Origin of the sequence: Ferruginibacter sp. (assembly GCF_014377975.1) — a bacterium.
Lineage (GTDB): Bacteria > Bacteroidota > Bacteroidia > Chitinophagales > Chitinophagaceae > Ferruginibacter.
In genome coordinates, this window is the sequence record NZ_JACMOO010000145.1 from 1 (window position 1) to 25,754 (window position 25,754).

Here is a 25,754-nt window from a genome sequence, read left to right on the forward strand (position 1 = left end):
GGTTATAAATTTAATAAATGGATGGATTTAAAATTTCTGGAATTGATTTTAGACGAAGAAGATTATAAAAGAATTTGAAAAATAGAAGTGTGTGAAACAATCCGTTTAAAGGATTAAAATTTAAATACAAATGAACAAAACAATAACAAATAATTTCGCCGTAAACGATTATGGATATTACGGCGATTTCGGCGGTGCTTTTATTCCTGAGATGCTGTATCCCAATGTAAAAAAATTGCAGGAACAATACTTACAAATAATGCAGGAGCCTGCATTTCAGCAGGAGCTTCAGTTATTGCTTCGGGATTATGTAGGCCGGCCAACACCCTTGTTTTTGGCAGAAAGACTGAGTACAAAACATGGTGCATCCATTTACCTGAAACGGGAAGATCTTTGCCACACCGGAGCACATAAAATCAACAATACAGTGGGACAGATTTTATTAGCACAACGGTTGGGTAAAAAAAGAATTATTGCAGAAACCGGTGCAGGTCAGCACGGCGTTGCAACAGCCACCGTATGTGCATTGAAAGGCATGGAATGTATCGTGTACATGGGCGAAAAAGATATTGAACGCCAGTCTCCGAATGTTGCCCGGATGAAAATGCTGGGTGCAACCGTAGTGCCTGCCATTAGCGGCAGTAAAACGCTGAAAGATGCTACCAATGAAGCTATCAGGGATTGGATTAATAATCCGGTAGATACGCATTATATTATTGGTAGTGTAGTTGGGCCGCATCCTTACCCGGATTTGGTGGCCCGTTTTCAAAGTGTCATCAGCGAAGAAATAAAAAAGCAATTGCTTGAAAAAACGGGAAGCGAGTTGCCTACGCACGTTATTGCCTGTGTAGGTGGGGGCAGTAATGCCGCCGGTGCATTTTACCATTTTCTGGATGATTTGTCAGTGCAACTGGTAGCAGTGGAAGCAGCAGGTTGTGGCATTGATAGTGGAATGAGTGCGGCGACCACCCAATTGGGTAAGCCAGGAATTTTACATGGCAGCAAAAGCCTGTTGATGCAAACCGATGATGGCCAGGTTACAGAACCACATAGCATATCAGCGGGTCTGGATTATCCCGGTATTGGACCTTTGCATGCACATTTATTTAAAACTGGCCGGGCTGTTTTTATGAGTGCTACCGATGACGAAGCATTAAAAGCAGCTTTTGAAGTAAGCCGTACAGAGGGAATTATTCCGGCATTGGAAACAGCGCATGCTTTTCATGTGTTGAATGAAATGACTTTTAAAAAGGAGGACGTGGTAGTGATTTGTTTAAGCGGAAGAGGGGATAAAGACCTGTCAACTTACATGGAATATTTATAAGGATAAAGATGAAAAATAAAATAGCGATCATTCCTTTTGGTGATCACTTAGCTGGGCATTTCGCAGCATTAAACAAGGCCTGGCTTAAAAAATATTTTGAAGTGGAAGCGTTGGATGAAAAAATGTTAGGCAATCCAAAGCTGCATTATATTGATAAAGGAGGCTTTATTTTTTTCGCCACTTTCAATGATGAAATAGCCGGTACCGTTGCGTTGTTAAAAGTAACAGATACAATTTTTGAATTGTCTAAGATGGCGGTGGAAGAAAAGTATCACGGAAAAAATATTGGTAATATAATGATGGAATTTTGTTTGGCGGAGGCGAAAAAAATGACCCTTGAAAAAGTGATTTTGTATTCAAACACCACTTTACTAGCTGCCATTCACCTGTACGAAAAATATGGATTTAAGGCAGTGACTGATTTTACATCGGAATATAAACGGGCCAATATTAAAATGGAACTTGAAATAATATAAAGTTATGAACAGGATTGACGAGCTATTTGCGAAAAAGAAGTCGGATGTTTTAAATGTGTACTGTACCGCAGGGTATCCACATTTAAACAGCACAGTTGAAGTGTTGACAGCACTGCAGGTAAATGGCGCAGACCTTGCAGAGATCGGTATGCCCTACAGTGATCCGCTGGCCGATGGGCCTGTAATACAGGAAAGTAATATGATAGCGCTGGAAAATGGAATGAGCATTTCTATATTGTTTGAACAATTAAAACATATGAGAGAAACCATTGAATTACCCATTATTTTGATGGGCTACATGAATCCCATCATGCAATATGGCCTGGAGAAATTTTGTGCATCCGCAGAAGCGGTTGGTGTAGATGGCATTATTTTACCTGATTTGCCCATGTACGAATTTGAAACAACTTATCAGCAGCTTTTCAATCAGCATAATCTTCGTTTTATATTTTTGGTAACCCCCGAAACCGGTGAAGAACGCATCCGTAAAATAGATAGTTTAACCAGCGGTTTTTTATATGCTGTTTCTTCTTCCTCCACAACCGGCAACAATAAAGCCATCAGTGATCAAACTAACTACTTTAAAAAATTACAAAACATGCAGCTCAAAAACCCCATCCTGGTTGGGTTTGGCATAAAAGACAAAGCCACTTTTCAATCTGCCAGTGCTTATTCAAACGGTGCTATTATTGGAAGTGCGTATATTAAAGCATTGCAGAACACTATAAATATACAGGCAACCACTAAAGAATTCCTAAATAGTATTACTGAATAATGTATTTGCTTAAAAGGAGCTAAATTGTGAGTTCAAAATATACTTATGAAGTCAATTTTTATTGTAGCATTGTTATTGCCCTTACTGTTATCAGCACAAACAAAAACCAAAAAAAAGCCGGCCGGCACGGTTAAAAAAACCACTTCAGCAGCCGCTGTAGCGGTAAATGGCTATAGTATTCATGGTGAAATTACTGGCTTTGCAGATGGTACTCCGGTTGCATTATTAAATGGTCAGACAGGTGCTCCTGAAACAGAAACAACCATCAGTAAAAATAAATTTGTACTAAAAGGAAGTACAGCCACACCAGATTTTAAAGTTCTTTTATTTAATAAGCAGCCTCCATATCTTACATTGTTTTTAGATAACAGTGCAGTAAATATTAAAGGTTCCAAAGATGCACTTGACAACAGTGTTGTCACCGGATCACCTTCACATGCAGACTATGAAAATTTATTAAAAACCATTCAGCCTTACCAAAAAGTATTTGCAGAAAACGCTATAGAAGATACAGGCGAAACATCCAAAGCACTGGAAGCAATTAATAATTTTATTCAACAGCATCCAACTTCGTTTGTTACCCCCCTGGCTATTATCCGGTATAATCAGTTGGCGGCTGATGCCCCGAAAATGGAATCGATGTACAATGATTTAAACGCTACCTTAAAGGCTTCTGCCATGGGTAACTATATCGCCCAGCAAATTGCAGAAGCAAAAAAAAATGCAGTGGGAACGCTACTTCCTGATTTTACACAACCCGATACCACAGGCAATCCTGTAAGTTTATCTTCTTTGCGGGGCAAATATGTGTTGGTAGATTTTTGGGCTAGCTGGTGCCGCCCGTGCCGCCAGGAAAATCCCAATGTAGTGGCAAATTATAACAGGTTTAAGGATAAAAGTTTTACGGTACTGGGTGTAAGTTTGGATAAGGCTAAACCAGACTGGGTTGCGGCCATCAATATGGATGGATTAACCTGGAACCATGTGAGTGATTTACAGGGTTGGAGTAATTCGGTAGCGCAACAGTTTGGCATTTTTAGTATTCCACAAAATTTTTTAATTGGCCCTGATGGAAAGATTATTGCCAAAAATTTACGCGGACCAGACCTTGAAAGAAAGCTAAATTCTCTGCTTAAATAAAAACACAAATACTTCGGATCGAAACAGAAAGAACGGATTATTTTTATCAATTTTAATTAGTCTGAAACAGTGTCATCAGCATGTATATCATAGAAACGCTGACAGGACGGGCTTGACCGGATACAACGGATTTGCTTTTTATTAGTTTTTATCAGTATCGTCAGCATATCGATCATCCGTTTTAATCAGTATGCTTCTGAAGCATCCCGTTTCCACCGCTCCTCGTTTTGGTGTTGCATTAAAAAGCTATATTCGTTGACAGAAAGTAAGAATGAGTATAAAAAATTCACAAAAAATTTAACCATGAGAAAATATTATACACTGCTGCTGGCAGGTAGTTTTGTTGCTGTTGCATCGATGGCACAATCCACATCCATACTGGGTTTTAGCCCAGCTGCTGCGGGGGCTCAACTTTCTGCAGAAAAAATGTTTGATGGTAATCTTTCTGCTAGAAATATTGATGTTTTTATTAAAGAGATGTCTGCCGTACCGCATCATGTAGGCTCACCAGGTGATGAGGCAAATGCTAAATATATTCTTAATAAATTTAAAAGCTGGGGTTATGATGCCGAAATAGAAACTTTTTATGTACTTTTTCCTACACCAGTTACAAGAATACTGGAAATGACCGGTACCCGAAATTTTAAAGCAGCTTTAAAAGAACCTGCTTTAAAAGAAGACGCCACATCAGGTCAGCAGGCTACTCAATTACCCGTATACAACTGCTGGAGTGCAGATGGTGACGTAACATCAGAACTTGTTTTTGTAAATTATGGCGTACCCGCCGACTATGAAAAATTAGCACGGATGGGCATTGATGTAAAAGGTAAAATTGTAATTGCTAAATACGGGCAAAGCTGGCGGGGTATCAAGCCAAAAGTAGCGCAGGAACATGGTGCCATAGGTTGTATTATTTATTCAGACCCTAAAGACGATGGTTATTTTCAGGGAGATGTTTATCCAAAGGGGCCATTCAGACCAGCCGGCGGCGCTCAAAGAGGTTCAGTAATGGATATGCCTATTTACCCTGGAGACCCATTAACACCAGGCATTGGCGCAACAAAAGATGCAATCAGGCTAGATAGAAAAGATGCCACCAATTTATTGAAAATACCGGTAATACCGATTAGTTATGCAGATGCGTTGCCTTTGCTGGAAAGCCTTGGAGGGCCTGTGGTTCCAGACGAATGGAAAGGGGCTCTACCGATCACGTACCATGCCGGACCTAGCACAAATAAAATACATTTAAAACTGTCATTTAATTGGCAGATAAAGCCATTGTATGATGTTATTGCCAAATTAAAGGGATCAGATTTTCCAGATGAATGGGTGATCCGTGGCAACCACCACGATGCGTGGGTAAATGGTGCAAACGATCCGTTAAGCGGTCAGGCTGCCATGATGGAAGAAGCAAGATCCGTATCGGAGCTGGTAAAAACAGGATGGAAGCCAAAACGTACTATTGTGTACTGTGCCTGGGATGGCGAAGAGCCTGGATTGATGGGCTCAACAGAATGGGTAGAAACGCATGCAGATGAATTGCAAAAAAAAGCAGTATTGTACATTAATTCTGATGGCAATGGCCGGGGCTTTTTAGATGCCGGTGGATCGCAGGCACTGGAACCGGCATTTACTGAAATTGCGAAAGCAGTTACCGATCCGCAAACCAATGTGAGCGTGTTTGACAGAAGAAAATCGTTGAATATTGTAAAAGCGGGTTCTGCAAAAGCGAAAAAGGATGCAATGGCTAAAAATACATTCGTATTACCTGCACTTGGCTCTGGTTCTGATTTTTCTCCTTTTGCCCAACACATTGGCATCCCTTCTTTAAACCTTGGTTTTGGAGGCGAAGATGAAGGAGGAGAGTACCATTCCATTTATGATTCTTATGACTTATACAAACGGTTTAAAGACCCTACATTTGAATACGGAGTGGCATTAGCCAAAACAGCCGGCCGTACAACGTTGCGCTTTGCTGATGCGGAAAGCCTGCCCTTTGATTTTAGAAATTTGCAAACCACCATTAACAAATACACTACAGATGTAATTGCAATGGCAGATGAAATGAGGGAAAATACCCTGGTGGAAAATCAGTTGATACATGATAAATATTATACCATTTCCAATAAAGTAACTGAACCTTTATTGCCGCCCGTGGCTAAAGCAGAAGTGCCTTTTTTAAACTTTGGTTCCCTGCAAAATGCAGTGGCAACATTGGCGAAAAGTGCAGATGCTTTAAATGCAGTTACTGGCAATACAATGACTGCCGATAAAAAAAATGAACTGAACAAACATTTGTACCGGGCAGAGCAAGTGTTACTTACCAAAGACGGATTGCCAAGACGTGGCTGGTACAGGCACGCCATTTATGCGCCTGGATTTTTTACCGGCTACGGCGTAAAAACATTGCCCGGCATAACAGAGGCCATCGAACAACGTAACTGGAAAGAAGCACAGGAGCAGATTGAAATAGCGGCAGCAACTATTAATAATTTTGCTGTTTATTTAGATGCTGCAGCAATGGGAGCGAAGTGATTTTTTAAAAGTATTTGATTTATTCTTTGCCATAAACATACAATTCAACATTACTCAGGCAACGCTTGTATAACTGAACCGTATTTTCCAAACCAAGATAAAGTGCATCACAAATTAATGCATGGCCAATGGACACTTCCAGCAAACCAGGAATATGTAGTTTAAAATATTGCAGATTCAGTAAGTCAAGATCGTGACCAGCATTGATGCCTAAACCAAGTTCATTTGCTTTTTTAGCAGCGGTAATATAAGGCGCGATCGCAGCTTCTTTTTTACCTGAGGCAGAATCTTTTGCATAGGCTTCTGTGTACAATTCAATGCGGTCGGTACCGGTAGCGGCAGCTCCCTCTATCATCTCGGTTATTGGGTCAACAAAAATGGATGTGCGTATCCCTTCCTGCTTAAACAGGCTTATCATTTTTGTCAGGTAATCTTTATGCTCAATGGTGTTCCAGCCATGGTTGCTGGTAATTTGCCCCAACGTATCTGGCACCAGCGTTACCTGGGCCGGTTTGTTAGACAATACCAATTGCACAAATTTTTCTTCTGTGCAATTCCCTTCTATATTTAATTCGGTACTGATTGCTCTTTTTAATTCAAACACGTCCGCATAGCGGATATGCCTTTCATCCGGTCTTGGATGTACTGTAATACCTGCTGCGCCAAAACGTTCAATATCCAGCGCTGTCTTAATTAAATCAGGATTATTGCCACCGCGGCTATTGCGAAGCGTAGCTATTTTATTGATATTTACAGAAAGTGATGTCATAAAATAAATGTTTAGTATTGCCGTAAAGTTACAGGTGTTTACAGGGTTTTAAGAAGAAAATTGATTTTTTAAGTGGTGAACTTATTCGTTAAAGGTAGCTTTCAATTGCATAACAAGTGGTTATGTTTGCATTTCATATTGGCCGCAGGCCAGGTAAATATAAAAGATTATGAACTGGATTTTACTCATCATCGCCGGCTTATTTGAAGTAGGGTTTACCACCTGCCTTGGGAAAGCAAAACTTACAAGCGGCGCAACTTCTGCAGCATGGATTACAGGATTTTTTATCAGCTTATCTGTAAGCATGTTGCTATTGTACAAGGCAACACAAACCTTGCCCATGGGTACTGCCTATGCTGTGTGGACAGGTATTGGTGCTGTAGGTACGGTGATTATCGGGATACTGTTTTTTAAAGAGCCGGCAGACTTTGCCCGTCTATTTTTTATTGCAACATTGATCGCTTCAATTGCCGGATTAAAGTACGTCAGTCAATAAAATTTATAAAACAAAAAACCATCTTTTAAAAGATGGTTTTTTGTAATTAATATTTTAAAACTTTATTATTTTTTTGGTTCCAGTAATTTAAAAAACTGATCAAGCTGAGGTAAAATAACAATTCTTGTGCGGCGATTAGCAGCTTTTCCTTCAGCAGTATTATTGTCGGTAACAGGTTTGTATTCGCTTCGTCCGGCGGCAGTCATATTAGCAGGATTAAGACCATACTGATTTTGTAAAATACGCACTACAGCAGTGGCTCTCTTTACACTAAGGTCCCAGTTATCTGCCAGCATTTCATTTCCTTTATAAGGAACATTGTCGGTATGTCCTTCAACCATAAATTCAATATCAGGCTGATTTTTCAGAACGGTTGCTACTTTACTCAATACCGTACCCGCTTTCTCGCTCACATTAAAACTGCCACTTTTAAATAACAATTTATCGCTGATGTCAATATACACTACTCCTTTATCTACCTTAATATTTATGTCTTTATCATCCATATTTCCGATGGCACCTTTTAAATTGGTTACCAGTGCAAGGTTCAAAGAGTCTTTGCGGCTGATGGCAGACTGAAGATCCTGAATATATGCGTCTTTTGCACCGATATTATCCAGCGATTTTTTGATGCTTTCGGCTTGTGATCCGCTGATCACCGATAAATTTTCCAATTGTTTTAAGGCAGTAGAATTATTTTGTTTTAAGAAATCCATCTGCTTTTTTAGACTCGCTATTTCAGCATCCAGCAAAGCTTTGCTTTGTGCATCTGAGGCGGTAAGGGTTGTACAGTTTTTAAGCTCATCCTGAAGTTTGGCATATTCAATTTGCAATGCAGCATTTTTATCCTGTTCGCTTTTCATTACTTTTTTACTCACACAAGAGCTAAAAAATAAGGCACATGCCGTACCTAAAATAATACCGTAGTTACATTTCATATTTTTAAGAGTTTTAATTATCAGCGAAGGTATCTGATTAGTTTTAAAAAGAAAAAAAACAGCAGGTTAAATACAGATGATTTTAAAAGGACTTATACATTATTTCCAATTGTCATCTTTTGCATATTACCTTACGTACATTTTACAAAATCACATTTTAATGAATACTGCCAGCATAGAATTTTGCAGTTTGTTGAAGGCAACTGTTTGCGTAAATAGAAAAAGCAATTATTTTTTCCTGGCCCTAACATATCCGTTGAAGGATATAGACTGCCGGTTATTGCTGTTTACAAATAAATATGCTGTACCATTATTATAAACTGTAAAATTTAATTTTTGTACATCCTGGCCGCCTTTTGGATGTATATTAATTTCCCAGCCACCTTTTTTTCTGTCAGAAATTGTATAATCGAAATCAACAGATGTAAATTTTATGCCGCCGTCCGTGGTGCCCAACATAGCAGAATAGGCACGTCCAAAATACGGAAGGTAACATACAATAGTATCTTTCGAAATGGTTACTGTATATTCACTGGTCAAAAACCGTTGACGGCCACTGGAAGGTATTGCCGATTGTGCATAAAAAATATACTGCTGACTATATAACAGATTTTTAATTTCCGTTTCTTTTGCAGACACTTTTTTTTGTGCAATTACAATGTTGGTATTGCCGGTAAATAGTGCCATCAAAAGAAGAAATGACAATATTCCTTTAAAAGTTTTCATCACACTTTTAGTTTAAAGTTACAATTTGCTTTTTAAAGAAAACGTTAATGCGGGGAGTTAGGATTCATTTACCAGTATCTTCAAAGTTGGTAAAATAAAAATAATATTGATTAAAAAAATACACACATGATCATTTGTAAAAAAATAAATAGGCAGTTATCTTTTTCTATACTGTTAGGGCTATTGTTTTGGTGTTTTAATTTTGATAGCATAGCGCAGGCAAAAAGGAAAACACCCGCTTTTAAAATAATTGCTTTTTTTACAGCAAGAGTAGAACAGGCGCACATAAGCTTTGTTGATGAAGCCAATAGTTGGTTTCCCGCAACCGCAAAAAAATATAATTTTAAATACGATACAACCAGCAATTGGAATAATTTGAATACGGAATTTCTTGCCCGGTATCAGGTAGTAATGTTTTTAGATACCCGCCCGGATGATGCCAGGCAACGAGCCGCTTTTCAAAAATATATGGAACAGGGTGGAGGCTGGATGGGTTTTCATTTTTCAGGTTTTGCTTTAACACCTTCCGATTTTCCACAAAACTGGGATTGGTATCACAACCAGTTTTTAGGTTCCGGATCTTATGCCGGCAATACATGGCGGCCTACCAGTGCAATCTTACGGGTAGAAAATTCAACCCATCCGGCCACGAAAAATTTACCACATATATTTTCATCCGCACCCAATGAGTGGTATCGCTGGGAAAACGACCTGCGAACCAATCCGGATATCAGCATCCTGTTGTCCATCGACTCCACCAGTTTTCCTTTAGGCACCGGGCCTAAACCTTCAGAGATTTGGCACAGTGGATATTACCCTGAGGTATGGACAAATAAAAAATATAAAATGATCTACTTCAACATGGGCCACAATGATATTGACTTCGAAAATAAAACCAACAAAACGCTGTCTTCTACTTTTAGCAGTGCTGTGCAAAACAAACTGATTATTGATGGGCTTTTATGGTTGGGTAGTTCCAGGAAACCATAGCTTTATAATTTTTCCATCAGTTTAACAAGCATATCGGTAATAACGGTAAAGCCTTTATCAGATGGATGCAAGCCGTCATAGGTCATATCAATGGCGTCTGTTGGGTAAGGATATTCATCGGTTTCAGGGTTAAAAGGAATGTCAATAAAAGCGGGGTAAGGATAGTTGGTATAAACACCCGTAGAAGGATTTTTTAACCGCTTAAATTTTACCAGGTTGTTCAATGTAATGCCGCTGTTGTTGTACAGGTCGGCCACTGCAAAATGTTCGTAGGCTGCAATGGCATTGATGGCATCTGCAAACTGAGCCAGCGTTTGTCCGTTCTTCGCTTTGTAACTGCCCCAGGCATTGTTTTTCTTGTCATTGATGTAAACAAAATCTGCCCGTTGCAGGGGCGTAATTAAAATAATTGCTGCGGCTTTATTTAAACTATGCAGTTTATTAATAATGATGCGGTAACTGCCAAACACAGTTTTAATGCCGGTGTTGTTTTTGTAATCAATTAAAGTTCCAATGGGATGTCCCTGCCACCAGTCGTTGGTGCCTAAAAAAACAGAATACACATCTGCTTTTGTTAACTCCAGCTTCTCAATATTGTCGGCAATACCCCCGCTTGTCCAGCCATTAAAACCCTTGTTAACATATTCTATACCAGGTAATTTTTCAGTTACCCTGGTCATATATCCTTTTGTAACCCGGTTGCCCGTTTCGTTGGTATGTTCATTTGAATAAGTAATGGAATCTCCAATGGCAACCCAGGTAATTGGTTTGCGGGTAAAGGACACTATTGCAGCAATTGCGGTTGCCAGGCATACAAGTTTTATCATGGTTGTGTTATTTACTATTTTAACTAAAGATAAAAATGTTTTTAATAATTCGCGGTACTGTAATTACTTTGTACTAAACTGCTATGCTAATTTGGATTTGCCCATATTTAAATATCAAATATTATGAACAATATAAAAATATCTACCGCACAATTTGAAAATAAAAGTGGTGACAAAAAATATAATTTGTCGGTTATAGAAAAACTATCACAACAAGCCTCTAAAGAAGGCTCCAATGTTATTGCTTTTCATGAGTGCGCTGTTACAGGGTATACCTTTGCACGGCATCTTTCAAAGCAACAAATGCTGGATGTAGCAGAGCTGATTCCGGATGGGGAAAGTATTTTGAAACTTACGGAAATAGCAAAAAATAATAACATTGTAATCCTGGCCGGACTGTTCGAAAAGGATGAACAAGATAATTTATTCAAGGCTTATGTTTGTGTTGATAAAAACGGACTGGTTGCAAAGTTTAGAAAACTACATCCTTTTATAAACCCATATTTAACACCAGGAGACAGCTACTGTATTTTTAAAATTGATGGCTGGAAATGTGGTATTTTAATTTGTTACGATAATAATATTATTGAAAATGTAAGGGCAACCACCCTGTTGGGTGCACAGATAATTTTTATGCCCCACGTAACCATGTGTACGCCATCCACCAGGCCGGGCGCGGGTTTTGTTGATCCTGTACTTTGGCAAAACCGGGAGGCTGACCCCACTTCGTTGCGACTTGAATTTGATGGAATGAAGGGAAGGGGCTGGCTAATGAAATGGCTGCCTGCAAGAGCTTATGACAATGGGGTGTATGTTATTTTTTCAAATCCCATTGGAATGGATGCTGATCAGTTAAAAAATGGCTGCTCCATGATTATCGATCCATTTGGAGATATTATTGCAGAATGCCGTTCGTTTGAAGACAGTTTTGTAACGGCTACACTTACACCAGAAAAATTTATTGATGCAGGAGGGAACCGCTATATAAAAGCACGCCGGCCGGCTTTGTACCGGGATATTCTTGGTCAGCAGCATCAGCCAGAACAAAAGGTTGTGTGGCTCAATGATGCTAAAAAATAAAAAACTACAAATCCCTTTCATAAATAATAAATGATATGCGAAACATATTTTTAACCATAGTCCTTGCATTTATCATCAGTGCCATGTATGGGCAAACAGAAAATTTAACCTACAAGGCCATTGCAGATAAATTTGAAGCTAACTACAACACTGGTAAATACGACAGTATTTTTGCAATGTTTTCAACTGAAATGCAAACTGCATTACCATTGGATAAAACAACCGGTTTTTTAACAGGTTTAAAATCGCAGGCGGGGCAAATTGCAAAGCGGCAGTTTATAAAATATGAAAGTGGAACCTATGCCCGGTACAAAACAAATTTTGAAAGAGCCTTATTTGCGGTAAATATTTCTGTTGACAATAATTCAAAGATCAACGGTTTATTTGTAAAGCCTTTTACTGAAGACAATCTGCCAAAGCTTACACGTAACTTAACCAAATTAAAACTTCCATTTAAAGGGGAGTGGACTGTGATATGGGGAGGCGATACAAAAGAATTAAATTACCATATTGAAAGTACCGCACAAAAAAATGCGTTCGACATTGTTATAAAAGATGCAAAAGGAAATTCTTTTAAAACAGATGGGCTGGCAAATGATGATTATTATGCTTTTGGCCAACAAATATTTGCACCTTGTGATGGAGAAATAGTGTTGGTGGTTGACGGAGTAAAAGATAACATGCCTGGAGAATTTAACCCGGTATATATCCCGGGAAATACAGTTATTATGAAAACTGCAAATAATGAATATTTATTTTTTGCTCATTTTAAACAACACTCAATAAAGGTAACAGAAGGTCAAAAAGTACACCAGGACGACGTTTTGGGGCTTTGTGGCAACTCTGGCAACTCCTCGGAACCACATGTACATTTTCACATTCAGAATGTTGAAAATATGAATATTGCCACCGGCGTAAAATGTTATTTTGATTCACTGATTGTAAACGGGCAAATAAATACTGACTATTCTCCCATAAAAAAAGATAAAATTAAAAGGGGGTAATCCTTCTTCGCTGAAGTTACCCCGTGCTTTCTTTTAAGATCGGTGCAATTTGTGGAAATGTTGTTTCCTGTGCTTTAGTTCGTTTTTTTTATTAAAGGCCTCGGTCAATTATTGACAGGCCACATTGTAAATAATGCGGTAAAATCATCCGTTATTTTTATCAGCTTTTTTTATGACTATGGTTAAAGTGTAGTAATTTTTCTAAAAAATGCAAGTAGTATTACTACTTTACGACATATACTATTTATTTATTCTACCTTTAAATTGAGGCTATGTTATTACCCCACATAGTTTTTAGTAAATTATTTGTCCAAAATGTAAACGCACCTATGCGGCTAACGCTATTTTTAAATAAAATTTTACTAAAAGTAATAATAGTCATTCTATTTTTTTTTACAGTGCTGTCCGTTGTTTATTACCTGCAGTTACATCATCTAAAAAAAATGGTAACTGTTACAGACCAAAGTAATGAAATATTGCTTGCCGCTAATAAAATTACTTTCACAGCAATTGAAATAGAAACCTCTTCAAGTGCTTACCTCCTTAGCGGCCCGCAGCAGTTCAGGCAAACATATCTTCAATCAAAAATAAATTTTGCACTTCAAAAAAATTATATAAGAAAAATAATTACCGGTGATAAATTACAGCTGCAGATGGTTGATTCTTTATTATGGTATGTAGACAAAAAAATTGCGTTAACTGATAGTGTTATATCAATACAAAACCCTCGCAGTAAACTAGCTATCTTACCAGTGCTTACGCAGAATGAAACGCTGTTATTTGGTAAAGGTATTTATAGGCAGGCGGGTGAAATTAGCCAGCAACAAAATAGGTTACTGGAGCAGCAAAAAGATGAGCTGTACAATGCACTAACAATGCAACACTGGATAAACGTAGCACTTATATTTTTGCTGCTGGTATCAATATGTTTTTTTATAATAAAGAAGAAGATAACCGGCTCAAAAAAAGAAGTATTATTTGAAGAAAATGCATCCCGGCTTTCTCTTCAGATTAATCAATCAAACGATGCAGTATTTACTTTGGATATTAATCAAAAAATAGTAAGCTGGAACAGTGCTGCAGAAAACCTGTATGGTTATTCACGGTACGAGGCGTTGGGGAAAGATTCGAATACCCTGTTGCGAACCAATATTATAAATAACGAAAAAAATATAATAATGGATGAGCCTACACCACACCATTATCAAACCAGGGAATTAGTAAGAAAAACAAAAAACGGTCAATCAGTTTTTGTCAGCTCATCTGTTACTGCAATAAAAAATGGTGAAGACATAATAACGGGTTATGTGGCAGTGAGTTTTGATATTACAGCTCAAAAAATTCTCAGTAAGCAGGTTAACTATATTGAAAGCATGGTAGAGCAATCATCCGAAGCCATTTTTTCACGGGGTATCGACCAACGCATCATTAGCTGGAACAGCGGTGCCGAAAAATTATTCGGTTATGCCAGCCATGAAGCCATCGGTAAAACAATTGCGGATCTTCAGTTTATAAAATTTACAAGTCAGCAAATAACCGGCGTCGAAAATCTGATAGCGGATACGGGAACCTGGCAAGAAGAAGTTAAATATTACCATAAAGACGGCTCTTCTTTTTTTGGCCTTGTTACGGGTAACTGTATTAAAAATTCAGCCGGCGATATTACCGCTTTCTATTTTATAGTAAAAGATATCAGTGTGCGTAAGCAACTGGAAGAAAAGCTACAGCAATTTAATGATGAACTGGAACAAAAAGTAAAAGACCGGACAGAACAGATTGCTAAAAACGAACGGCGTTTTCTCTCGCTGATAGAAAACGATCTGGATGTTATTTCCCTGATGGATGAATCATTTAAAATTATTTACCGCAGTCCTTCGGCACAGCGCATTTTGGGATGGAGCGATGCTGACATGCAGGAGGAAGATGGTACAAAAAATATTCATCCAGATGAATTGGCGCATGCACGAAATGTTGTCCGGTTAATATTAAACAATCCGGGCAAACCCATATGTACCTTATTTCGCAACAAACATAAAGACGGCCATTATTTATGGCTGGAAGGAATTGTAATAAACAGGTTGCACAACGAAGATGTAAAAGCAATTGTGTTCAACTGCCGGGATGTAACAAATCGAATACAAGGAGAAGCATTGCTTAGAGAAGAAAGGGACAAGTTTGCCATTTTTGCAGCAACTGTACCCGGTTTAATTTATTCTTTTAAAATGAATATGGATGGTTCACCGCGTTTTACTTTTGTAAGCAAAGACGTTATAAATATTTTTGGTTTTACCGGGGAAGAGGTTTTGAGCGATGCCTCCAGCATTTTAAAATTGTGGCATCCCGATGATATAGATCCACTTTATAATGATTTTAAAACATCTGCAAAAAATATAACACCCTGGCACAAAGAGTTTCGTTACCTGCATCCTGTAAAAGGTGAAGTATGGCTGGAAGCAAATTCGATGCCTGTAGCACAAACAGATGGAACTATAATATGGCATGGCATTATTTCCGATATCCAGTCCCGTAAAGTTGCCGATCAAAAAATCATTAAAGCAAACCGGCTGTATCTTTTCATTAGCCAGATTAACCATATGATTGTGCGCACAACGGATGAAACTTCTCTTTTTAAAGAAGCTTGTAAAATTGCGGTAGACTGCGGGAAATTCGGAAGGGCCTTAATTACAATTATTGATGATCAAACTAGCAAACTAAATACAGTAATGCAGGTTGATAAAGGGATGGAAAATTATGATGCAGATAAAATTAATATAACTGAAAATAATTTTGAAAAAAGCGGGCCTATTGGTGCGGCTATACAAAAAGGCACCTATATTGTTTGTAACGATTTTGAAAATGAGTTGCCGCCTTCCACAAAGAAAGAGGATGTAATGCGCAGGGGATATAATTCTTTAATGGCATTGCCCATAAAAAAATTTGATATAGTAATTGGGGCGTTTACATTGTATTCTGCAGAAAAAAATTTTTTCGATGCCGCTGAAATCGAATTGCTGCTTGGGGTAACCGTAGATGTATCTTTTGCATTGGAAAATTTTGAGAAGGAAGCATTGAGAAAAAAAGCAGACGCAGATGTAATTGAAAGTGAAGCCCGATATTATACCCTTACTGAGTCTTGCCCGGTTGGGATTTTTCGTACGGATGCTAAGGGGTATACAACGTACGTTAACCCCAGCTGGTGCATTATTTCAGGTTTATCTTTTCAGCAGGCTTTAGGCAACGGCTGGTTAACAGCGGTGCACAAAGATGACAGAGAAATGTTGGCCAATAACTGGACGAAAGAAGTAACAGGCTGCCGTGTTTCTTTTTCAGAGTATCGTTTTGTTCATCCCGATGATACTGTTTCCCGGGTAATAGGGCAGGCTATTCCTGAAAAAAATGCCGCCAGCGAGGTAATCGGATATGTGGGTACCATTACAGATGTTACGGCAAACAAGGAAGCAGAAGATTTAATTTTTAAACAAAAGCAGTTAACCGAAACCCTCATTAATAATTTACCTGGTCTATTTTACCTGTATAATAAGGAGGGTAACTTTATAAGATGGAATAAAAATTTTGAAAAAGTTACAGGTTATGATGACGATGAAATAGGTAAAATGAGCCCATTTGATTTTTATGATGAAGATGAAAGAGATAAAATTAAAGACCGGATAAGAACGGTATTTGAAAAAAAATCGCCTGGTATTGAAGTAGTATTGTGTACAAAAAGTAAAAAGAAAATTCCTTACTATATTAATTCCCTAAAAATTAATTATCTGGGAAAGGATTGTATTTTAGGACTGGGGGTTGATTTATCAGAAAGAAAAGCAGCGGAAAGGGAAATTATGGAAGCCAGCGAAAGATTCGAACTCATTGGTAAAGCCACCAGCGACGGAGTATGGGATTGGAATGTTGTCACCAATAAGATTTGGGGTAACGAAATGCATCAGCAGTTGTATGGATTAACTGTCGCTGATCCGGTACCAGAGTATGATGAATGGGCAAATAGAATTCATCCCAACGACAGGGCACGCACGATGCAATTGCTGGAAGATGCGCAAGCTTCTGACAGTAAAATTCTGGTGGATGAATATCGCTTTTATTCTGATAAAACCGGCTGGAAAAATATTCTTAGCAGGATATTGATACAAAGGAATAACGAAGGCGAACCAATCCGTTTAATAGGGAGCATGGTAGATGTTACCCAACTGAAAACTGCCGAAAATAAGTTAATTGAAAAAAGCGTTCAATTAGAAAAGTTGAGCGACAATTTGCCAGGCTTAATGTTATACCAGTTAACAGGTAATCGGGATGGTAGCAGAAAGTTTAATTATGTCAGCAATGGTTCGCTGGCAATAACAGGCAGAACACCACAGGAAATTATTGATGATCCTTCTATTTTATATAATATAATTCATAAAGAGGATAGGCTGAAAATGGCAGATGCTGAAATAGAGTCATACCTTACTATGAAGCCATTTAATGTGGAAGTCCGTTGCCTCAATCATAAAGGCGAAATGCGATGGCTTATGGTTATTTCTTCTCCCAAAAAACTAAACGATGAAGAAACTCTTTGGGATGGCTTTCATGTAGACATTACAGACCGTAAACTGGCAGAAGAAATAATAATAAAAAGTAAGGAAAGGCTTGAGCTGGCTGAAGAACTGGCGCAGTTGGGAAGCTGGGAGTTTGATGTAGAAAATAAAATAGGTAAATGGTCTAAGCAGATGTTTCGCTTTTTTGGTTTTGAAGAAAGTATTGAACTTCCTTCTTTTAAAGAATTATCAGCAGGAATACATTTGGAAGACCGCATTCTTTTTATTGAATTTTGGCAAAATATCTCTAAAGGCTCTGAGCACAATAATATACGAATTTTTCGTACCAATCCCATTCTTATGCCCTTGCGTTATCTGCAGGCTTCTTTTAACATCAATAAAAATAAAAACAATAAAATTGTAAAGATTTCCGGAACTGTACTTGATATAACCGAAAGATTATCATACGAACAACAGGTAATAGCCAGTGAGGAAAAATACCGTATACTGGTTGAGGAAGCTTCAGACGGAATTTTTATTTCAAATGCGTCAGGCCGTTTTATTACCGTAAATGCCAGTGCCTGTAAATTAACACAACATACAGAAGACGAATTAATGCAAATGTCAATTTATGATTTTTTTATTGAAGATGACATTAATGAACGGCCAATTCAATTTGAAACGTTGAAGGAAGGAAAAGTCGTAATCAGTGAGCGGGTGATGAAAAGAAAAGATGGTCATTTTAATCACCTCGAAATCACTTCCAAATTGTTAACCGACGGAAGGTTACTTTCTTTTGTGCGGGATGTAGCAGAGCGTAAAAAAGCGGAAGAAACCCTACGCCTTAGCAATGAAAGATATAACCTTGTAGCAAAAGCTACCAATGATGCTATCTGGGATCTTAATATTCTTACAGGTGAAATTATCCATACAGGTGACGGCTTTAAAAATTTACTGGAGCATGATAATGGCGGGACTGATTATTTTTCTGCTGTAAAATTTATTCACCCAGATGATATGACCGCTATTGAAACTTCCATGAAAACGGCATTTAACCATGCTGAAAATGATTATTGGAAACAGGAATACCGGATTTTAAAAAATGATGGAACTTATTCAAATGTTTTTTCCAGGGGTTCAATAATCCGTGATAAAAATGGTAAGGCTATCAGGATGATTGTGGCAACACAGGATATAACAAAACTGAAAAAAAATGAATTGAAATTAATCAGCCTTAACCAGGAACTTTTAATACAGGCAAAGGCTCTTTCAGAATCAAATGCAGAGCTGGAACAGTTTGCCTACGTGGCCTCCCACGATTTGCAGGAACCTTTAAGAATGGTAACCAGTTTCCTTAATCTCCTTGAAATTAATTATTCAGATAAATTTGATGATAAAGGTAAAAAGTACATTCATTTTGCGGTAGATGGAGCCAAAAGAATGCGCCAGATTATAATTGATTTACTGGAAATATCAAAAGTGGGCAGGTCGGAAGGCAATATGGAATTGATTGATTTAAATTTATTGGTAAATGAAATACTACAGTTACTTCAAAAACAAATTGGTGAAAATAAAGCCATTATTGAAGTAGGTGCCTTACCTGTTTTACATGCTAACCGGTCGTCGCTGATACAGATTTTTCAAAATCTGGTAGGTAATTCTTTAAAATATAAAAGAAAGGATATTGCCACTCAAATTAAAATAACAGCAACAGGGCAGGATAAATACTGGCAATTTTCTGTAGCAGATAATGGTATTGGTATTGAGGAAGAATATTTTACCAAGATATTCATTATTTTTCAGCGGCTTCATAACCAGAATGAGTTTTCCGGAACGGGTATTGGCCTGGCAATTACAAAAAAAATTATTGAAAAGCTGGGCGGAAAAATCTGGCTGCAATCTGAACCAGGAAGAGGCACAACATTTTATTTTACTATTAAAAAATAACGATATTATTTAGTGCCTCATTTAGCAATAAGTATCCAATCGTTCAAAGTATGCTGCCCTGCATTGATGGTGTTATCCATAACAGATCTCAGAATAGCAAGTCCTTCTGTACCGTGAGTTGATTTTAGCTGGTCTGATATTTTTTGTTTCACTTTAATATTCCTGATAGCACTTTCTAACCATTATTATTGGGCTTTATTTTGTGATGATATAAAAAATATTGGACGCAGTGTTGATGTTTGAGTAAATTTTTTGTAGGATTTTTGCTTGTGATGTTCTTTATCAATTTGCTTGCGGAGCCTGTCATTTAATTGTACCTCTAATTTTTTGCGCTGGTTATTATATCCATAATATCGAACTATGGTTATTTTTTTTTAGTTAAACGGTTCAATAATTTTTACATACAAATCGGACTCCTGCACCTGCCGGATGCTGCTGGAAGAGCCGCACGAATTAAGCCGTTCAAGTACGTTCTTTGAGCAACTTAGGATGAAACTTTCCTTGCTTACCTAACTGGCGGTAACCACTTCAAATTTAATAACCGTCAAAAATAAAATATTAGTGCATTGCCAAAAAATTTCGGGTAGCCGCAAGTTCAGGTCTGTCAGATTTTAGAGTATCTGAGATAGTCAAAAGTTGTTTAAAATAAAAAACTGCTTTTTGTTTTTGTTCTGATTTTTCTGCAGCTAAACCAGCTCCATAAAGACTATTAAACCGATTAGGACACTTTTGTAGTACTGCTTCATAAGCCAATAAAGCATTTTCATATTGATTAATCTGTAGCAACATGTCTCCTAATAATTCTCTGGCAGGCAGCACTTCACCGGGAGTTACAGGATGCTTTTCCGTACCATCTTCCATATCTGCAGCAAGCTTCATTAAATTCAGTGCTACAGTAGTTTTTTCCTTTGCGAATTGAATCCATGCTTCGCCGGTTTTTATTTGAATGGCTACCTGCTGGGATTTATATTCATCTTTTTGCTGTTCCAGTGTATCATGTAATAGTTTAAGTTTTTCCAATTCAATATTTGCGTTTTTTATATTTCCCAAATGAGCAGCGCCTAACAAGCGGGTAAAATGTATAATGGATTCCTGCCAGGGAAATTGTAGCCATGAAAAATTTGCAGGAGCCATCTGTAATGTTGCTGCTCTGTACCAGTTTTTATTTTCCAGCAAAAAACGGGCAGGTATAGCAGCAAAGGCATAAGCAACTTTAAAATTAGCAGGATGAACCTCGTGGATGGTTTCTAAATATTTCAGTTGCTCATTGGCAAGTTTATTTTCACCTTTTTGCAAATAGGAATACATAAGATAGTCCATGCCATGAAGTTCTTCGTCCCAATGCCCCTTAATGCCTGATTGCTCAGCATAACACTTTGCCGAAGCCACGGATGCAAGGTTTGATTTTATGCATTCGTCCCAAAGCCCCAGCCTTGTAAAAGTATGTGAGGGCATATGCAATGCATGTGCAGAGTTAGGGGCAACCGCTGCATATTTTCGTGCAGCAGGCAATGCAAGTTCAGCAAGTCCGGGATAATCGTAGGTATGGATAATATAGTGAATGATTCCGGGATGATTGGGCTCTGAAGGGTAGAGTGCATTTAATATTGAACCTGCTTTTTTCTGATTGATATAGGTCTTGTCATTCGGATTGGCCGAAGCATCTAAAGACAAAGCGTAAAATATAGCTGCTTCTTTATCGTCAGGATAAGCGGTGTGGATTTTTTCCATTGCTTTTTCATAATTGATGCAACGGGTGTGATGGTCTGTTTTGTTCCAGTCTTGATAAAATGTCGCGATGGCATTGATGTAAGCCGATTCTCTTTCTGATTTTTTCGAAATAGTGTTTGCTATTCCAATGGCCTTACTTCCTTTTTGAAGTTCAGCTTCTGTGGGTGGCGTCCACAATGGATGGAAATTACACATGGCTACACCCCAGTAAGCCATAGCACATTCCGGGGTTTCGTCAATAACCTTTGCAAAAACTTTTTCAGATTCGTCATACTCAAAGGAGTGCAACAATTCTATTGCAAGATTAAAATCTTTTTTTGCCTTTTCATTACAGGTCATTTCAAAATCTACTGAACCGAATTGTTTATCGGGAGAACCGCAGGATATAACATTCCCTCTCTTTAAATCTATCTGGTTAATTAATTCTTTTGATGGCACTGAATTGTTACCGTTACATGATATGAGTGCAGCCACTGATAAAATACAAAACAACCACAATAAGGTATTGAGAAGATATTTCATAATATCAAAGTTTTAGTGGACAGGTTACCGTTAATGTTCGGATATTGCTGCAGGTGGTGGCGACTATAATGTACAGCCCCGGACTGCTGATTATTTAAAAATCATTTATTGAAGGTAACAACAAAAAGCTAAATTACTAATCGCCAGCCTCACTCAGCTCTATTTTTGTGTGCGTTCATCGGGGCTGTCAATGGCATAAGAGTAGGCCTCCCGGTGAAAAGAGTGGAGTCTGTTGGCGTTGACTATGTAACAGTCCTGATAATTTGGTAAATTTTTTCCCCTTTTAGGGTATTGTTTTATTTAAATAATGTTATTATGTTTATACTGTTAATTATTTAAAGTGAGGATCACTTATTTATCCAACGTTATTATTACTTTTTCTCTACAAGAAAAAATCTGCTTTCGGCTTTGCAAAACAATGAAAATAATGATTATATAATCCTTATTTATTAATCAGGTTTAATGCAAAATAGTCACTATTTAATCAGATAATTACCATTTTGCATTTAAATTGAAACAGGTGGAATTAAGCTGAAAAGAGCGCATATTTTTCAGCAATATTTTGCTGTTAACCGATTTGAGTTTAAAATCCACAACTTCTTTTTAAACCGTCCACTAATTGATCGTAACCCAAACAAATATTGATAATGTACCGGCCACTTAATAACGAAAACGAAAAATTGACTCAGCTATCCAGTGGTTGTGAAATTGCTTTTGGGGCTATTTATAATCACTATAGTCCCTGTTTATACAAAAAAATTACTCATATAATTAAGGATGAAATAATTGCTCAGGAAATAGTGCAGGAGGTGTTTATTATTGTATGGGAAAAAAGGGCAAGTATAGATACATCCAAATGTTTCTCTGCATATTTATCTTGTATGGTAACCAATAAATGTTACGACTATTTTAGAAGATGTTCAAAAGAAAGAAAATTAACTTCAAAGTTAAATGAGCACGCAGAATATTTATCCATTGAAGAAAAATTAATTAATAAAGAAAATTCGTTATTACTAACTAAAGTTATTCAATTATTGCCCCCAAAGCGAAGACTTATATTTAGCCTGTGCAAACTGGAAGGGAAGACTTATGATGATGTAAGTCAACAGTTGGGTGTATCTTCTTCAACCATCAGCGATCATATTGTAAAAGCAAATCAATTTATTAAAATGAAGTTACTGCCGGCATTTACCTGACGACATAATTATTTTACGAAGCCGCTCTCATTATCTCCCTGCGTTATTTTTTAAAACAGAGGAAACAATGTCTTAATCCGTATTATTTATAATATTTTCCCTGCACTGCTTTACAAGAAAGAATAAAACATTCCATTATAATTTAGTCATTATCAGTATGCTGTATTTATGTATTTTTGTTTATTATCCGCAGATTTTCTATTCAAAAAAACAAACTGATGAATCAACATTAAAGACTTGTCAAATTAAAAAACTTGTTTTTAAAAATGCTGGTAGTCGCTCCCTTGAATAAAAATATTTAGCAGCCTTAAAATAAGAAGCAAACATTTAAGTAATTAATGAAATTTTAACTTTGGAGCAGGATAAAAGTATAGAACAACTTTTCATTCGATACCTCAATAATCAGGTTTCATCAGACGAGTTACAGATGTTATTTTCACATTTTGCTATTGATAAAAATGAGGACTTATTAAAGGAACTGATTACCAAAGAATTGGAGACGTACCAATACGCCGATACCACGCCCCAGCCAGACACCAACATTATAACGGAACGTATTTTTGCAGATATACAAAAGAATAAAAAAAAGTAAAGTAATTGCTCAATTACTCCTGTGTTTTAACAGTCTGTGTTTTAAACACTTTTCTCCATTTAAAAATATTTTTTTTGCCAGCAGAGGTTAAATTAATCCTGCACGTATTTGTAAAGAAATATTTGTTGCCTTACCAGAAAATTAGAATAAAGTAAAATAAGAAATTAATAATTCTCAAATTTTATTATGATAGATCTTGCGTTGTCTTTGCTCCAGGAAGAACTTGCTGCTTATCTCAGTGTAAATAATGATCCCGCAACAGTTCGGATAGATAATATTGGATTGGCAGAAACGTCCAGCGGTAGTTCGTTGTCAGATCACATTGTTATTACACTTGTAAATATCGAAGAAGAGTCTGCTTTAAAAAATCAATCAGCGTTGAGAAGATCTGGAACCGGAAATGCGTCCTACGAAAGCGCTCCCACTTTTTTGAATTTATATGTACTGATAAGTTGTAATTACTTTGGAGACAGCTATATATTGGCACTGCAACGTTTGGCTTTGGTGATTCAGTTTTTGCAGGGTAAAACTTCTTTTTCAGGTGCGTCTTCAGGTTCTGGCCAGAGTGTGTTTTCAGACTTACGATTTACACTTGAACTTTATACGCTCACCTTTGAACAAATAAATCATTTGTGGGGCTCGCTGGGGGGGCGGCAGGTTCCGTTTGCCATGTATAAATTAAGATTGATAAGTATTACAGACCGCAAACGTATTCGTGAAGTGCCGGTAGTAGCAGAAATAGACACAACAGTTTCAAAATTTTCAACTAATAATTAATGCCTGGAATTACTTATAAAAAACTTTTTGAAGTGCAGTTGCTGCATGAATATTATCTTTCTAAAAGTGATGAGACAACAGTGTTTGATGATCTGACTAAAAAAGATGCTTTTTTAGCCAATAGTTTTGATCAAAGATGGCCATCTGTCAGTGAAGAAATTTTATTTCAGTTGCCCGATACCGTACAAAAAACTTTTGCCGATTACAGGCTTCGGCTCATTCCAACTTATACTGGTTATTCAGTATTTACACCGGTTAATGAAGACGAACTGGCTGATGGAACATTGGTGTACAAACCGCTTGTTAAATTGCCTGCAACAACTAATCTGCTGGTTAAGTTATCGCTCAAAAATAAATTACTGGCAGCGGTAACCAATAAGCGCATTAAAAGAAACATACCCGCCGTTTATTATTTTACAAATGAAGATATTTCTGCTGGAAAAACGTTCCCTGTTTTGTGCGCTGGTATTGCTGCCTTTGACTCTTCTTATACCTACGAGCAGGGAGAACTGTATACAGACAGTACAGGAAATCTTTGTCTTTTTTATATAAACGCAAACACGCCATACTTTTTACCTGTTAAGGGAAATGGTTACGCCAACAAAAATGATGAGCTGCTTGTGCCGTTACAATTTACTTACGTGTTTGTTGGGGAAGATAAAGTAACTAAAGCAACCGTTGAATTAAGCGACCATACTGGTAAAAAAATAAGAACCTACGAATTTAAAAGTGATCTGCCATTAAAAAAGCAATTACTCAATTTTAATAACCTTGGCTCTGATATTATTATACCGCAGGATGCAATTGTAAGTCTGCCGACGGGCGACGTTTCTGCAACAATTGTATATAGCCTGGCCATTACGTTAAATGATACAAAAAAACTTGTTCAGAAAATTATTTTTTATGAGGGTGGGGATACTTTAAGCGATTGCTGGGCAGTTATAAATATTAAAGCTGGGGTAAGTAACGCGGCGTATAATTTATATGATGCAGGTGGTTTGATAACCTATCGAAAAAAGCCAGACGGAACTATACTGCCTGCACCGATATTTGAAGTGCGTGTAAAAAGTAGGTCTGCCTTCTGGCGGTTTATTAATGACAGACAGGGTAAGTTAAAGGTGGATGCAGGATCATCTTTTTTACAAAGAGACGGCACTAATAACCTGGTAAGCAGGCTTCCCAGAAATGCATCTGCATTGCCGGCGATGTTTACGGTTAAAGACAAGTTTGGCAATATTACAGAGGAAAAATTTCTGCCCAACCCCGTATCAGACGAACGCATCAGCATAGAAGGACAAAAAATATTTTCAGATATATTGGTGGCGCAATCGACTTTGTTCCCGGTGGATACGGGTTAGCAATACAAAAAATCAACTT

The 25,754-nt window shown here is 37.5% G+C and carries 19 protein-coding genes; 14 read left to right on the plus strand and 5 right to left on the minus strand.

Annotation, left to right across the window (positions count from 1 at the left end; translation table 11 throughout):
• Positions 1-130 precede the first annotated feature (130 nt).
• From trpB to H7254_RS08565, 5 genes are all read left to right on the plus strand, one after another.
• A complete protein-coding gene (gene trpB, locus H7254_RS08545) occupies positions 131-1,324 on the plus strand; it encodes a tryptophan synthase subunit beta (RefSeq protein WP_301923795.1) in 1,194 nt (397 codons plus the stop codon).
• A gap of 8 nt (positions 1,325-1,332) precedes the next feature.
• Positions 1,333-1,800 carry a GNAT family N-acetyltransferase gene (locus H7254_RS08550; RefSeq protein WP_301932572.1) on the plus strand — a complete coding sequence of 156 codons (468 nt, stop codon included), beginning with the start codon at positions 1,333-1,335 and terminating at the stop codon, positions 1,798-1,800.
• 4 nt (positions 1,801-1,804) lie between these two features.
• Complete coding sequence (gene trpA, locus H7254_RS08555; protein ID WP_301932573.1) at positions 1,805-2,575, plus strand: tryptophan synthase subunit alpha; 771 nt, start codon at positions 1,805-1,807, stop codon at positions 2,573-2,575.
• A 45-nt stretch (positions 2,576-2,620) separates the two neighbouring features.
• Positions 2,621-3,715: a TlpA disulfide reductase family protein gene (locus H7254_RS08560; protein WP_301932574.1), complete on the plus strand. Its 1,095-nt coding sequence runs from the start codon at positions 2,621-2,623 to the stop codon at positions 3,713-3,715.
• Between the two features lie 303 nt (positions 3,716-4,018).
• Positions 4,019-6,250, plus strand: coding sequence for a transferrin receptor-like dimerization domain-containing protein (locus tag H7254_RS08565; protein ID WP_301932575.1), 2,232 nt, complete (start codon positions 4,019-4,021; stop codon positions 6,248-6,250).
• Positions 6,251-6,269: 19 nt separating this feature from the next.
• Here the strand turns inward: H7254_RS08565 and H7254_RS08570 are convergent, their stop codons facing one another.
• The gene (locus H7254_RS08570) at positions 6,270-7,019 is read right to left on the minus strand and encodes a pyridoxine 5'-phosphate synthase (RefSeq protein ID WP_301932576.1); all 750 of its coding nucleotides are present in this window, start codon (positions 7,017-7,019) and stop codon (positions 6,270-6,272) included.
• 169 nt (positions 7,020-7,188) lie between these two features.
• Between H7254_RS08570 and H7254_RS08575 the strand changes: the two genes are divergently transcribed.
• A complete protein-coding gene (locus H7254_RS08575; RefSeq protein ID WP_301923154.1) occupies positions 7,189-7,515 on the plus strand; it encodes a multidrug efflux SMR transporter in 327 nt (108 codons plus the stop codon).
• Positions 7,516-7,580: 65 nt separating this feature from the next.
• Here the strand turns inward: H7254_RS08575 and H7254_RS08580 are convergent, their stop codons facing one another.
• Both H7254_RS08580 and H7254_RS08585 read right to left on the minus strand, forming a co-directional pair.
• Positions 7,581-8,453: an OmpA family protein gene (locus H7254_RS08580; protein WP_301932577.1), complete on the minus strand. Its 873-nt coding sequence runs from the start codon at positions 8,451-8,453 to the stop codon at positions 7,581-7,583.
• 228 nt (positions 8,454-8,681) lie between these two features.
• Positions 8,682-9,179, minus strand: a complete 498-nt coding sequence (locus tag H7254_RS08585) for a DUF4251 domain-containing protein (protein ID WP_301932578.1) — start codon at positions 9,177-9,179, stop codon at positions 8,682-8,684.
• 126 nt (positions 9,180-9,305) lie between these two features.
• Here H7254_RS08585 and H7254_RS08590 point away from each other — a divergent pair, with 126 nt between their 5' ends.
• Positions 9,306-10,169 (plus strand): ThuA domain-containing protein, encoded by an 864-nt coding sequence (locus H7254_RS08590; protein ID WP_301932579.1) that lies wholly within the window; start codon positions 9,306-9,308, stop codon positions 10,167-10,169.
• A gap of 2 nt (positions 10,170-10,171) precedes the next feature.
• Here the strand turns inward: H7254_RS08590 and H7254_RS08595 are convergent, their stop codons facing one another.
• A complete protein-coding gene (locus H7254_RS08595; protein ID WP_301932580.1) occupies positions 10,172-10,996 on the minus strand; it encodes an SGNH/GDSL hydrolase family protein in 825 nt (274 codons plus the stop codon).
• Between the two features lie 123 nt (positions 10,997-11,119).
• On the opposite strand from H7254_RS08595, the gene H7254_RS08600 reads away from it, so the two are divergent.
• From H7254_RS08600 to H7254_RS08610, 3 genes are all read left to right on the plus strand, one after another.
• Positions 11,120-12,076 (plus strand): nitrilase family protein, encoded by a 957-nt coding sequence (locus H7254_RS08600; protein ID WP_301932581.1) that lies wholly within the window; start codon positions 11,120-11,122, stop codon positions 12,074-12,076.
• A gap of 35 nt (positions 12,077-12,111) precedes the next feature.
• On the plus strand, positions 12,112-13,080 hold the full coding sequence (locus H7254_RS08605; protein WP_301932582.1) for a DUF3887 domain-containing protein: 969 nt from the start codon (positions 12,112-12,114) through the stop codon (positions 13,078-13,080).
• 443 nt (positions 13,081-13,523) lie between these two features.
• On the plus strand, positions 13,524-19,559 hold the full coding sequence (locus tag H7254_RS08610) for a PAS domain S-box protein (protein WP_301932583.1): 6,036 nt from the start codon (positions 13,524-13,526) through the stop codon (positions 19,557-19,559).
• Positions 19,560-20,117: 558 nt separating this feature from the next.
• On the opposite strand, the gene H7254_RS08615 is transcribed toward H7254_RS08610, so the two are convergent.
• Positions 20,118-21,812, minus strand: coding sequence for a hypothetical protein (locus H7254_RS08615; RefSeq protein WP_301932584.1), 1,695 nt, complete (start codon positions 21,810-21,812; stop codon positions 20,118-20,120).
• A 647-nt stretch (positions 21,813-22,459) separates the two neighbouring features.
• On the opposite strand from H7254_RS08615, the gene H7254_RS08620 reads away from it, so the two are divergent.
• The 4 genes from H7254_RS08620 to H7254_RS08635 all read left to right on the plus strand — a co-directional run bounded on the left by H7254_RS08620 (position 22,460) and on the right by H7254_RS08635 (position 25,735).
• On the plus strand, positions 22,460-23,008 hold the full coding sequence (locus H7254_RS08620; protein ID WP_301932585.1) for an RNA polymerase sigma factor: 549 nt from the start codon (positions 22,460-22,462) through the stop codon (positions 23,006-23,008).
• A 352-nt stretch (positions 23,009-23,360) separates the two neighbouring features.
• Complete coding sequence (locus tag H7254_RS08625) at positions 23,361-23,600, plus strand: hypothetical protein (protein ID WP_301932586.1); 240 nt, start codon at positions 23,361-23,363, stop codon at positions 23,598-23,600.
• A 186-nt stretch (positions 23,601-23,786) separates the two neighbouring features.
• Positions 23,787-24,377, plus strand: a complete 591-nt coding sequence (locus tag H7254_RS08630) for a DUF4255 domain-containing protein (RefSeq protein WP_301932587.1) — start codon at positions 23,787-23,789, stop codon at positions 24,375-24,377.
• Positions 24,377-25,735: a hypothetical protein gene (locus H7254_RS08635; RefSeq protein ID WP_301932588.1), complete on the plus strand. Its 1,359-nt coding sequence runs from the start codon at positions 24,377-24,379 to the stop codon at positions 25,733-25,735. The genes H7254_RS08630 and H7254_RS08635 overlap by 1 nt, the downstream gene beginning before the upstream one ends.
• The last annotated feature ends 19 nt before the right edge of the window (positions 25,736-25,754 follow it).

Coding starts and splice junctions, on each gene's coding strand:
- H7254_RS08590 (WP_301932579.1), top strand. CDS start 9,306: ATGATCATTTGTAAAAAAATAAATAGGCAGTTATCTTTTTCTATACTG.
- H7254_RS08575 (WP_301923154.1), top strand. CDS start 7,189: ATGAACTGGATTTTACTCATCATCGCCGGCTTATTTGAAGTAGGGTTT.
- H7254_RS08550 (WP_301932572.1), top strand. CDS start 1,333: ATGAAAAATAAAATAGCGATCATTCCTTTTGGTGATCACTTAGCTGGG.
- H7254_RS08565 (WP_301932575.1), top strand. CDS start 4,019: ATGAGAAAATATTATACACTGCTGCTGGCAGGTAGTTTTGTTGCTGTT.
- H7254_RS08605 (WP_301932582.1), top strand. CDS start 12,112: ATGCGAAACATATTTTTAACCATAGTCCTTGCATTTATCATCAGTGCC.
- H7254_RS08570 (WP_301932576.1), bottom strand. CDS start 7,019: ATGACATCACTTTCTGTAAATATCAATAAAATAGCTACGCTTCGCAAT.
- H7254_RS08560 (WP_301932574.1), top strand. CDS start 2,621: ATGAAGTCAATTTTTATTGTAGCATTGTTATTGCCCTTACTGTTATCA.
- H7254_RS08615 (WP_301932584.1), bottom strand. CDS start 21,812: ATGAAATATCTTCTCAATACCTTATTGTGGTTGTTTTGTATTTTATCA.
- H7254_RS08610 (WP_301932583.1), top strand. CDS start 13,524: ATGGTAACTGTTACAGACCAAAGTAATGAAATATTGCTTGCCGCTAAT.
- H7254_RS08585 (WP_301932578.1), bottom strand. CDS start 9,179: ATGAAAACTTTTAAAGGAATATTGTCATTTCTTCTTTTGATGGCACTA.
- H7254_RS08600 (WP_301932581.1), top strand. CDS start 11,120: ATGAACAATATAAAAATATCTACCGCACAATTTGAAAATAAAAGTGGT.
- trpB (WP_301923795.1), top strand. CDS start 131: ATGAACAAAACAATAACAAATAATTTCGCCGTAAACGATTATGGATAT.
- H7254_RS08620 (WP_301932585.1), top strand. CDS start 22,460: ATGTACCGGCCACTTAATAACGAAAACGAAAAATTGACTCAGCTATCC.
- H7254_RS08595 (WP_301932580.1), bottom strand. CDS start 10,996: ATGATAAAACTTGTATGCCTGGCAACCGCAATTGCTGCAATAGTGTCC.
- H7254_RS08630 (WP_301932587.1), top strand. CDS start 23,787: ATGATAGATCTTGCGTTGTCTTTGCTCCAGGAAGAACTTGCTGCTTAT.
- H7254_RS08635 (WP_301932588.1), top strand. CDS start 24,377: ATGCCTGGAATTACTTATAAAAAACTTTTTGAAGTGCAGTTGCTGCAT.
- trpA (WP_301932573.1), top strand. CDS start 1,805: ATGAACAGGATTGACGAGCTATTTGCGAAAAAGAAGTCGGATGTTTTA.
- H7254_RS08580 (WP_301932577.1), bottom strand. CDS start 8,453: ATGAAATGTAACTACGGTATTATTTTAGGTACGGCATGTGCCTTATTT.